This window comes from Tessaracoccus bendigoensis DSM 12906, assembly GCF_900141915.1.
Lineage (GTDB): Bacteria > Actinomycetota > Actinomycetes > Propionibacteriales > Propionibacteriaceae > Arachnia > Arachnia bendigoensis.
The window spans coordinates 1-11,404 of the sequence record NZ_FQZG01000099.1; the positions used below are offsets into that span (position 1 = coordinate 1).

Below are 11,404 nucleotides of genomic sequence, written 5' to 3' on the forward strand. Positions count from 1 at the left end.
TGGCCCTCGTGATGACCGGTTCCAGGGTCGCCGCGATGATCGCTATTCGGATCGTCCCCGTGACGACCGTGGCCCGCGTGACGACCGCTACCAGGGCCGCCGCGACGACCGCTATGCGGATCGTCCGCGTGACGACCGTGGCCCCCGCAGCGACCGCTACCAGGATCGTCGCGACGATCGGGCTCCCCGCGACGACCGGTTCCAGGACCGCCGCAGGGACGACCGCGGAGACCGCAGGGACGGCGACCGCCGCCGCCATGACGAGTCGTACCGCCCATCCAACCGGTTCGACACCCGCCGCTCGCATGAGCCATACGGCCGTGAGGACCGCAAACGCCGCGACAACGACTTCCAGGGCCACAACAGCTTCGACGACGAGAGCGACCAGATGAGCTGGACGGCGTCCACCGCGGACGCCGTCGAGGGCGAGGTCGCCTCGGGCTTCTTCGAGCTGGGCGTCGCGGAACCCCTCGTGCGGGTCCTCGCAGGCCAGGGCATCACGCAGCCGTTCCCGATCCAGGCCGCGACCATCGGTGACGCGCTCGCCGGGCGCGACGTGCTCGGCCGTGGCCGGACCGGATCGGGCAAGACGCTCGCGTTCGGCCTGCCGCTGCTGACCCGCCTCGCCGAGGGCTCACCCGTCGGCGCGCCGAGGGCCATGATCCTGACGCCGACCCGCGAGTTGGCTCTGCAGATCGCCGACAACCTGTCGCCCCTTGCCGCCGCGGTCGGTATCGACCTGACGCTGATCGCCGGCGGCATGTCGTACGGCCCGCAGCTGCGCGCCTTCGAGCGTGGCGTTGACGTCGTCGTCGCGACCCCCGGTCGCCTCATCGACCTGCTTGAGCAGGGCGCCGCGGACCTCAGCCAGGTCGAGATCACCGTCCTCGACGAGGCCGACCACATGGCCGACCTGGGCTTCATGAACGACGTGCGCACCCTCCTCGACGCGTGCGGGGACGGGCAGCGTCTGCTGTTCTCCGCGACGCTGGACGACGCCGTCGACAAGCTCGTCAAGAAGTACCTGCACGATGCCGTCACCCGTGAGGTCGACTCCGAGAAGGCATCGGTGACCACCATGGTGCACCGCCCCCTCATCGTGAAGCCACACCACAAGAACCAGGTGACGGCCGAGATCGCGAACCGTGAGGGTCGCACCGTGCTGTTCGCCCGCACGCAGATGGGCACCGACCGTATCGCCACCCAGTTGCGCGAACAGGGCGTGATGGCCGGGGCGCTGCACGGAGGCCTGACGCAGGGTGCACGGGCTCGGATCCTCACGGCCTTCCGTGAAGGTGCCGTGCCGGTGCTCGTCGCCACCGACGTCGCCGCCCGTGGAATCCATGTGGACGACGTGACGCTCGTGCTGCAGGTCGATCCGCCGCACGACTCCAAGGACTACCTGCACCGCGCCGGCCGGACCGCACGCGCGGGCCACGAGGGTGTCGTCGCCACGATCGTCCTTCCCCATCAGCGCAAGCTGGCCCGTCGCCTGCTCGGCCAAGCCGGGGTCGGTGCCGAACCGATCCACGTCGAGCCGGGAACCCCCGAGCTGCGGGAGGCCACCGGTGCCCGTCCGACGTCAGGGGTGGCCATCGCCGAGGCCGATTACCAGAAGTTGATCGCACCGAAGCAGCAGCAGCGCCGTCGCCCCGACGGTCAGCGCGGGGGAGGCCGCGGCCGCGGTGGATACCGCCAGCAGCGTCAGGGCCGTCGCTACTAATATCGGATCGCCATGGAACCTGAACTCACCTTGAGGATCGCGACCCCTGCTGACGCCGCCGAGATGCTACGCGTCATCAGGGCCGCATTCTCGGCTCGTCGACCGGTCGACCCGCCTGCCGCGGCGCTCTCTGACGGCGAGGCGGACATCGCCCTGGCGCTCCGGGAGGGTGCCGGAATCGTGGTCGAGTCGGACGGCGTGATGCAGGCGTGTGTCCTGCTGGAGATCGCAGACGGGGTGGTCACCCTGCGCCGCGTCTCCGTGGTTCCCACGGTCGCCGGGCGGGGTGTGGCCAGGTCGATGATCGCTTCAGCCCTGTCCGTGGCGGCCGACCTCGGTGCATCCCGCGCCAAACTGGTGGCGCGCACCGAGTTTCCTGAGCTGATCTCCTGGTGGCAGGAACACGGCTTCAACGTGCTGGAACCGGCCCCCAACGGGGTCTGGATGGGGCGCGACCTTCCGGTCGTGGTCGACGTGCCCACCGCCGACGACATGCGCGACCTGGGCCGCCGCCTCGCGGGTGTGCTCCGTGCCGGTGACGTGCTGGTCGCCACCGGCGACCTCGGCGCGGGCAAGACCACGCTCACCCAGGGCATCGGTGAAGGGCTTGACGTCGAAGGGCCCGTGATCTCACCGACCTTCGTCATCTCGCGCGTCCATCCCGCGAGGGGGAACGGGCCCGGCCTGGTACACGTCGATGCCTACCGCCTCGGCGACGCTTCGGAGCTTGCCGACATCGACCTCGACGCGTCCCTGGCCGACGCCGTCACCCTGGTCGAGTGGGGCGGTGGGCTGGCCGAATGGCTGGCGGCCGACCGTCTCGAGATCGACATCGTCCGCGGGCTCGACTCGGACGAAAGAACCGTGTACCTGACCGGCGTAGGGGAGCGCTGGGCAGGCGTGCTCGACACCCTCAGGAGGCCCGCATGACCTGGACCCTCGGCATCGACACCAGCCACCACGTGGCCGTCGGTCTGGCCAACGGTGAGGAGATCGTCGCCCGCGAGGTCGTCGAGGACACCCGCGCCCATGTCGAGCAACTGCTCCCGTCGGTGCTGCGCGCCTGTGCGACCGCAGGGATCGGGCTGACCGATGTCGAAGAGTTCGTCGTAGGGATGGGGCCCGGCCCATTCACGGGCCTGAGGGTCGGGGTCGCGACGGCGTGGACGCTGGCGTACGCGGCCGGCCGGACCCCCCACGGCGTCTGTTCGCTCGACGTCGTCGCCCGTGAGTTCGCAGACCTCGGTGCCCCCGAACGGTTCGTCGTCGCGGCCGACGCTCGGCGGCGGGAACTCTACTGGCGGGTCTACCTGGCCGACGGCACCCCGGAGGGTGCGCCTCAGGTCAGCGACCCGACGATGCTGCCCGAGCTCCCGGTCGCGGGGGCGGTCCCCGAGCCGTACCGCGAGCTCTTCGAGTTGAGCGGCCCAGATCGCCTGGATCCGGGGGTCCTGGCCGCGCGGTGGCGCAGCCTCGAGGTCGCGGGGGACGAGCCCTACTACCTACGGCCCGCCGACGCGACCGTGCCGGGTAAACCCAAGTCTGCGCTACCCAGGTTGCGCGCCCGATGATGGTCGAGCCGGCGGCGTCGGGCGACCTGGCGGCCATCACCGCCCTGGAGACCAATTTCGGCGTCCCATGGTCCGAGGATGCGTGGCGGGCGGAGCTGGAAGGCGATGGTCGACTCGTGCTAGTGGCCCGGATGGAATCGGGCGAGGTGGTCGGTGCGGCCTGTTTCCAGCTGGTCGACGACGTCGCCGACCTCCACCGCATCGTGGTGTCGACGACACGGCGCCGGCTGGGGTTGGCTCGCGTGATGCTCGTGTCAGGACTTCGTTGGGCCATCGGGCTGGGCGCCTCCCGGATGCTGCTCGAGGTGGAACACGACAACGCGCCCGCGGTGACGCTGTACCGCGGCTACGGGTTCCATGAGGTTGCCCGGCGCGCCGACTACTACGGTCCCGGCGCGGACGCGCTGGTGCTTGAACGTTTCCTTGAAGGCGTGGACGTCGACTCCGTCGGCATGTGGGACGTGGAGGACATGCATGAATGAGCCACTGGTTCTTGGTCTCGAATCTTCCTGTGACGAGACTGGCGTCGGAATCGTCCGCGGCCGGACGTTGCTCGCCAACGAGGTCGCCAGCTCGGTCGACCTGCACGTCCGCTTCGGCGGGGTCGTCCCGGAGGTCGCCAGCCGCGCGCACCTCTCCGCGCTGATCCCGGCGCTCGAACGCGCCGCGGCCACCGCCGACGTCGACCTCGCAGACCTTGACGCCGTCGCCGTCACAGCGGGTCCCGGCCTGATGGGTGCGCTGGTGGTCGGTGTCGCCTCCGCCAAGGCGCTGGCCGCCTACCTAAACAAGCCGCTGTACGGCGTCAACCACCTGGTCGGCCATGTCGCCGTCGACCTGTTGGACCACGGGGCGCTCCCGATGCCCTCGCTTGCGCTGCTGGTCTCGGGCGGCCACACGTCGCTGCTCTACGTCGAGGACATCGCCACACAGATCACGGAGGTCGGCTCGACCATCGACGACGCCGCGGGCGAGGCCTACGACAAGGTCGCCCGCATCCTCGGCCTGCCTTACCCCGGGGGGCCGGTGATCGACAAGGCGGCCCAGCAGGGCGACCCGCATGCCATCCATTTCCCGCGTGGGCTCACCGCGAAACACGACCTTGAGAAGCACCGCTTCGACTTTTCGTTCTCCGGCCTCAAGACGTCAGTGGCCCGCTGGGTCGAACGGCGCCGCCTCGAAGGTTGGGAGGTGCCGGTGGCGGATGTGGCCGCGAGCTTCCAGGAGGCCGTCTGTGACGTGCTGACGGCCAAGACCGTCGACGCGGCACAACACCACGGGGTCAGTTCCATCCTGATCGGTGGGGGAGTGGCCGCCAACTCGCGGCTCCGCGCGCTCCTGGAGGAACGCGCGGCCGCGGTCGCGATCGAACTGCGGCGCCCGCGCCCGGCGCTTTGTACCGATAACGGTGCGATGATCGCGGCCGTTGCCAGCGAGGCGATCGTGGCAGGGGTCGGGCCCTCCGGGAACGAGTTCTCGGCACATTCCGGGCTGCCCGTCTCCACGGTCGTGGTCTGATAGCACAGCTTCGGAACTGACAACAACTAGGTAACGATCTGGTGTCAACGCGCGACACGGCTAGCCCTTTTGAACGTTAACTCGCTAATGTCCTGAATCACGATGGCCCTCCGGGCCCCTTTTATGTCGGTCCACGACAAGGAGATTCAATGAAGTTCAGGAAGACGAGCGCAGGGCTCGGCCTTGCGCTGAGCGCTGCCCTGCTGTTGGGCGCGTGCACCAGCCCCGAGGCCGAGAGCCCCAGCACCCCATCGGCTGGCACCCAGACCACCGGTGGTGGGACGGCCACCGGTCCGGAGGCCTGCATGCAGGATGTCGGCATCACCGAAACCAAGGAAGGCCAGGTCAGCTACACCGGCGGCCCCGGTGACTGGACCGGCTACAACTCGGTGACCTCCAAGACCTACTCGACGTACAACTCCGCCGTCTCGGCGCACATGTTCTCAGGGTTCGTCTACTTCGGCACCGACGGCACCATCTGCAACAACGAGGCCTTCGGCACCTTCGAGGTGACCTCGGAAGACCCGATGGTCGTCGAGTACACCATCTCGGACGAGGCCGTCTGGTCGGATGGTACCCCCGTCACCGTCAACGATTTCCTGCTCGACTGGGCCGCACAGAACCCCGAGTTCCTGGTGCCCGGCTTCGCCAACGGCGAGAACCCCGACGCCACCGCGATCTTCGATCACGTCTCCTCGTCCTTCGCCGAGTTCGTGCCCGAGGGTCCCGTCGGAGAGGTCAACGGCAAGACGTTCACCACCACCTACACGGCGCCCTACCCGGACTACAAGCTGATGGTGACACCCCCGCTGCCGGCACACATCGTCGCGCAGAAGTCGGGCCTTGAGCCCGATGCCCTGGCCCAGGCGATCCTGGACCGCGACGCAGAGACCGTCAAGCAGGCGGCAGACTTCTGGAACACCGGCTGGCTTTTCGAGGGTGGTCAGCTGCCCGACATGTCAGAGGTTCCCTCCTCGGGCCCGTACAAGCTCAAGGAAGGCGGCTGGCAGTCCGGCAACTCCCTGACGCTCGAGGCCAACGACAAGTACTGGGGCACCCCGGCTGGCACGGAGAACCTGATCTTCCGCTTCATTGAAGATGCCCAGATGGCCCAGGCGCTGCAGAACGGCGACGTGCAGGTCATCAACCCGCAGCCGACCGTTGACACCCTCACGCAGCTCGACGGTATCGGCGACTCCGTCAACGTCGACACCTACGAGACCCTGACCTGGGAGCACCTCGACTTCAACTTCCGTTCCGTCAAGGACGCCCCGAAGAACGTGTTCGCAGACGACGCCGGCGGTATCGCGCTGCGCGAAGCCTTCGCCTACTGCGTGCCGCGCCAGACGATCGTCGACAACCTGATCAAGCCGATCAACCCTGACGCCGTCGTGATGAACGCCCGCGAGGTGTTCCCGTTCCAGCAGCCGAAGTACGACGAGGTCGTCGCCGCCGCCTACGACGGCCGCTTCGATGAGGTCGACATCGAGAAGTCGAAGGAGAAGGTCGCCGAATCCGGTGTCGCCACCCCGATCGACGTCCGCCTCGGCTACCGTGCCGGAAACCAGCGCCGCGCAGATCAGGTCGCCCAGATCGCGGCCTCCTGCAAGGACGCCGGGTTCAACGTCATCGACTCGAACTCGGAGTCGTTCTTCGAGACCGAGATGCCCAACGGTGACTACGAGGTGGCGCTGTACGCCTGGGCCGGCTCCGGTCAGATCACCTCGGGCCAGAACATCTACGGCACCAACAAGGCGCAGAACTTCGGCAAGTACTCGAATGAGACCGTCGACCAGGCGTGGGCAACGCTGACCTCGACCCTCGACGAGGACGTGCACCTCGAGCAGACGAAGATCATCGAGAAGGAACTCTGGGACACCCTCTTCGGTATCCCGATCTTCGCCCACCCGGGCCTGTCGGCGTCGGCATCGAACGTCCAGAACGTCCGTTCGACCGCCACGCAGGATCAGGTCGTGTGGAACGCGCCCCAGTGGGTGCTGAGCTGACCGTGGGGCACTGACACGGTAAGGGGGCAGGCGGCCTTGGTCGCCTGCTCCTCAGTGTTGCGGCTCGTCACCTTCCCCGAACTGGCGTAGGATCGGCCAACGATTGGCCCGACGCAGACGTAGGGGTCGTCATTTTGTATTCGAAGGACCACTAGTGATCAGATACATCGCGAAGCGCTTGGGGATCTCATTCCTGATCCTCGTGCTCGGCTCGTTCCTGATGTTCGTGCTGACCATCAACTCGGGAGACCCCCTCGCCGAGTACCGGGAGTCGAACAGCCCCAACCGGGAGAACCTCATCAAGCAGCGGATCGCCCACATGGGCCTCAACGATCCCTGGTATGAGCGGTACTGGAACTGGTTGACCGGCGTGTTCCGGGGCGACCTCGGGCAGGACATCAAGGGGCAAGGCGTCAACGATCTCGTCGTCCAGGCGGCCGGCTCGACCTTGCGGCTCGTGGTGATCGCCACCGTCCTCGCGATCGTGATCGGCGTCATCCTCGGTGTCCTGACCGCCATTCGCCAATACAGCGGATTCGACTACGCCGTCACCTTCATGGCCTTCGTGTTCTTCTCCCTGCCAGTCTTCTGGGCCGCGGTGCTCCTCAAGCACTATGCCGCCATCGAGTTCAACAACTGGATAGTCGAGGCGAGATTCACCCCGATACAGATCGTGGTGGTAGCAGTCGTGCTCGCGTTCATTCTGGTCGCCGCGCTCGGCGGACCATGGAAGCAGCGCCTGATCAGCTTCGGCATCGCCGCCGTGGTGTTCGCCGGCGCCTTGTTCTACTTCTCGGCGGTCCAGTGGTTCCGCCGCCCCATGCTCGGCGTTCCGCTGTACGCCGTCGTGGTGCTGGCAGCCGCGGTGATCGTGCTGATGCTCACCTCGGGCCCCCAGAACAAGCGGGTCCGAAACGCCATCGCCCTGACGGCGCTGCTGAGTATCGTCGGTTATGCGGTCATGCGCGGGCCGCTGATGGCGAACCCCACGACCCTGATGCTCTTCCTCTGCTTCCTCGGAGGAATCGCCGCCGCGGTGGTGAGCGGGCTGGCGCTTGGCGGCTTCAGCCGAAAGCAGGCGATCATCGCCTCATGTCTGGTTGCGGTCGTGGCCTCCGGGGTCGCCCTCGCCGACCTGATGCTCAGCAACTGGAACAGCTACCTGACGCAGAACCCCCGTCCGATCCCCACCATCGGTTCCGCCACCCCCAACTTCTCCTCGGACTACTGGGGCCACTTCATCGACGCAGCGACACACCTGGTGCTACCCACCGTCGTGCTGACCTTGATCTCGATCGCCAGCTACACGCGCTACACCCGCGCCTCGATGCTCGACGTGCTCAACCAGGACTACATCCGCACCGCACGCTCCAAGGGCGTCTCGGAACGCAAGGTGATCACCCGGCACGCCTTCCGCAACTCTCTGATCCCGCTCGCCACCATCGTCGCCTTCGACTTCGCAGGCCTCATCGGTGGCGCGGTCATCACCGAGACCGTGTTCGGCTGGCAGGGCATGGGCAACATGTTCAAAGTGGGGCTCGCGGCGGTAGACCCGCCACCCGTGATGGCGTTCTACCTGGTGACAGGCACCGCCGCCGTCGTGATGAACCTCTTGGCGGACATCGCCTACGCCTTCCTCGACCCGCGGATCGCGCGATAGGAGCCTGTCATGACTGATCCGAACAACCAGATGCCCTCCGTGGAACCCGAGACCGACACCAGGTTCTCCATCGAGGATGATGTCGAGACGACCAACACCCGCTCCTTCTCACAGGGCCAGCTCGTCCGCCGCCGGTTCCTCCGGCACAAGGCCGCCATGGTTTCGCTGGTGATCCTCATCTTCATCGTCCTGCTGGCCATCACCTCGATCGGCTACGGCCCGATTCCAGGGTGGTGGGACAAGACCTTCATCGATACCTATCCCAAGCTTGGCAACGGAGAACCCACCGTCAAGCTGTGGCCCCCTTCCATCGGCGAACACCCCTTCGGGCAGGACACCACGGGCAAGGACTACTTCGCGCTGGTGATGCGGGGCGTGCAGCAGTCGCTGCTGATCGCCTTCACCGTCGGGATCCTGGCAACGGTCGTGGGGACCGCGATCGGAGCCATCGCGGGGTTCTACCGCGGCATCACCGAGGCGTTTCTGATGCGGATGACCGACCTGTTCATCATCATCCCGACGCTGGTGCTCGCTGCCGTCCTCGGCCGCATGGCCGGCGGCAACATCGTGATGCTGGCACTGGTGCTCGCTTTGGTCTCGTGGACGGGCCTGGCCCGTCTGGTGCGAGGTGAGGTGCTGTCGCTGCGCGAGCGCGAGTTCGTGATGGCTGCCCGCGCGCTCGGCACCCCAGGGCCCAGGATCATCGTGCGGCACATCCTGCCAAACGCGCTCGGCACCATCGTCGTCAACGCGACGCTGCTGATCTCGGCCGCCATCCTCACCGAGACCGCGCTCTCATTCCTGGGCTTCGGCGTCCGGGCACCCGATACGTCGCTCGGCCTCCTGGTGAGCACTTACCAGACCGCACTGACCGGACGCCCGTGGCTGTTCTGGATTCCCGGCATGTTCATCCTGGTGTTCTCGCTCTGCATCAACTTCATCGGCGACGGCCTGCGCGACGCCTTCGATCCCCGTCAGCAGATGGACTGAGGTAACCCACGATCATGACCGAAAACAAGATCTTCACCGGCGAGAATCCGGTGCTCAAGTTCGACAACCTCGACGTCCAGTTCCGCACCGAGTTCGGCACCGTCCACGCGGTCAAGGGCCTGACGCTCAGCGTCGAGCCCGGCGAGGTGATGGCGCTGGTGGGAGAGTCGGGGTCCGGAAAGTCGGTGACGGCGACCACCGCCCTCGGGCTCCTGCCGAAGACCGCCCGCATCACCGGCGAGACGGTCGTCGGCGACAAGGTGATCGGTGACCTCTCGGGCCGTGAGCTGCGGGCCGTCCGGGGCAACAAGGTCGCCATGGTGTTCCAGGAGCCGATGACGGCGCTGAACCCGGTGATCAAGATCGGTGAGCAGCTCACCGAGTCGATGGAGGTGCACGGCGTCGCGTTCGGGCGCGAGGCGTGGGCGCGGGCGATCGACCTGCTGGCAGCCGTCGGCATTCCGGCCCCGGAGCGTCGCGTCAACCAGTTTCCGCACGAGCTGTCCGGCGGCATGCGGCAACGCGTCGTCATCGCGATGGCGCTGTCCTGCGACCCCGACGTCATCATCGCCGATGAGCCCACCACCGCCCTCGACGTCACGGTGCAGGCCGACATCCTCGACCTTCTCCGCTCGCTGAAGGACAAGCTGAACACCGGAATCCTACTGATCACGCACAACATGGGCGTGGTGGCCGACATGGCCGACAACGTGGCGGTGATGTTCAAGGGCAATGTGGTCGAGCGAGGCCCCGTCAGCGACGTGCTGCTCAACCCGCAGCACCCCTACACCAAGAAGCTGCTCGCCGCCGTACCGCACCTCGGCCAGGGGCCCGGACAGTTCGGCGCTGCCCCGGCCGATGTCGGGGCGGCCACCGAGACTGCGTTGTCGGTGGAGAACCTGATCGTCGAGTACAAGCGGGCCGGCAAGAAGCCGTTCCGTGCGGTTGACGACGTGAGCTTCGACGTGAGGCGCGGCGAGATCGTCGGGCTGGTGGGCGAATCGGGATCCGGCAAGTCGACCATCGGGCGGGCGCTGCTCGGCCTGATCCCATCGGAATCCGGCGCGGTCTCGGTCCTCGGGCAGGACCTGCTTTCGATCAAGGGCGCGCAGATGAAGGCGCTGCGAAAGCGCATCGGAGTCATCTTCCAGGATCCGGCGGCCTCGCTGAACCCGCGATTCCCGATCGGCGACGTGATCTCCGAACCGCTGAGCGTGCACGGGGTGGGTGACAAGGCGGAGCGGGAGAAGCGCGTCCACGAGTTGCTCGAAGCCGTTCAGCTGCCGCGTTCCGCGTACAACCGGTACCCGCACGAACTCTCCGGAGGCCAGCGGCAGAGGGTCTCGATCGCCCGTGCGTTGGCGTTGCGTCCGGAGATCCTGATCGCCGACGAGCCCACATCGGCGCTGGACGTGTCGGTCCAGGCCTCGGTGCTTGCGATGTTCACGGACCTGCAGCGCGACTTCGAGTTCGCGTGCCTCTTCATCTCGCATGACCTCGCGGTGATCGACGCGCTGGCGCACCGGGTGGTCGTGATGCAGTACGGCAAGATCGTCGAGCGCGGCACGCGTGAGCAGGTGTTGTTGGACCCGCAGGAGGAATACACGAAGCGCCTTCTGGCAGCGGCCCCCGTCCCGAACCCGATTGAGCAGAAGGTGCGTCGCGACGAACGTCACGCTTTGTTGAAGGAGTTGGGCGACACGGTGGTCGAGCTCGACACAAGGGAGTTGCAGCAGTAGCGAACGGTGGTTGAGGAACACGGGTCGGTTGAGCCGCCTCGTGAGGGACGAACGAGGCGTGGTCGTTACCACCCGTCGGTTGAGCCGCCTCGCGCGGTCGGTTGAGCCGCCTTGCGAGGGACGAGCGGAGCGTGGGCGTTACCACCCAGGATCCGCAAGTCAACGCGGTCCATCGGGCATCGACTGCTGACAACACC

General features: G+C 67.0%; 8 protein-coding genes and 1 pseudogene. All 9 read left to right on the forward strand.

Annotated elements, in window-relative coordinates; genetic code table 11:
- Nucleotides 1–388 precede the first annotated feature (388 nt).
- Nucleotides 389–1,690, forward strand: a pseudogene (locus BUC15_RS17465) (DEAD/DEAH box helicase); the annotation flags it as partial.
- Nucleotides 1,691–1,735: 45 nt separating this feature from the next.
- Nucleotides 1,736–2,653 (forward strand): tRNA (adenosine(37)-N6)-threonylcarbamoyltransferase complex ATPase subunit type 1 TsaE, encoded by a 918-nt coding sequence (gene tsaE, locus BUC15_RS19210; protein ID WP_245788032.1) that lies wholly within the window; start codon nucleotides 1,736–1,738, stop codon nucleotides 2,651–2,653.
- Nucleotides 2,650–3,294 carry a tRNA (adenosine(37)-N6)-threonylcarbamoyltransferase complex dimerization subunit type 1 TsaB gene (gene tsaB, locus BUC15_RS17475; RefSeq protein ID WP_073190969.1) on the forward strand — a complete coding sequence of 215 codons (645 nt, stop codon included), beginning with the start codon at nucleotides 2,650–2,652 and terminating at the stop codon, nucleotides 3,292–3,294. The genes tsaE and tsaB overlap by 4 nt, the downstream gene beginning before the upstream one ends.
- Nucleotides 3,291–3,776, forward strand: a complete 486-nt coding sequence (locus tag BUC15_RS17480) for a GNAT family N-acetyltransferase (protein WP_073190973.1) — start codon at nucleotides 3,291–3,293, stop codon at nucleotides 3,774–3,776. Before tsaB ends, BUC15_RS17480 begins: the two co-directional genes overlap by 4 nt.
- Nucleotides 3,769–4,812, forward strand: a complete 1,044-nt coding sequence (gene tsaD, locus BUC15_RS17485; protein WP_073190975.1) for a tRNA (adenosine(37)-N6)-threonylcarbamoyltransferase complex transferase subunit TsaD — start codon at nucleotides 3,769–3,771, stop codon at nucleotides 4,810–4,812. Before BUC15_RS17480 ends, tsaD begins: the two co-directional genes overlap by 8 nt.
- Before the next feature lie 149 nt (nucleotides 4,813–4,961).
- Nucleotides 4,962–6,818 (forward strand): ABC transporter family substrate-binding protein, encoded by a 1,857-nt coding sequence (locus BUC15_RS17490; protein ID WP_073190979.1) that lies wholly within the window; start codon nucleotides 4,962–4,964, stop codon nucleotides 6,816–6,818.
- A 154-nt stretch (nucleotides 6,819–6,972) separates the two neighbouring features.
- Complete coding sequence (locus tag BUC15_RS17495; RefSeq protein WP_073190982.1) at nucleotides 6,973–8,478, forward strand: ABC transporter permease; 1,506 nt, start codon at nucleotides 6,973–6,975, stop codon at nucleotides 8,476–8,478.
- A 9-nt stretch (nucleotides 8,479–8,487) separates the two neighbouring features.
- Nucleotides 8,488–9,468, forward strand: coding sequence for an ABC transporter permease (locus tag BUC15_RS17500; protein ID WP_073190985.1), 981 nt, complete (start codon nucleotides 8,488–8,490; stop codon nucleotides 9,466–9,468).
- Nucleotides 9,469–9,482: 14 nt separating this feature from the next.
- Nucleotides 9,483–11,207 (forward strand): ABC transporter ATP-binding protein, encoded by a 1,725-nt coding sequence (locus tag BUC15_RS17505; protein ID WP_073190986.1) that lies wholly within the window; start codon nucleotides 9,483–9,485, stop codon nucleotides 11,205–11,207.
- Nucleotides 11,208–11,404: the final 197 nt, after the last annotated feature.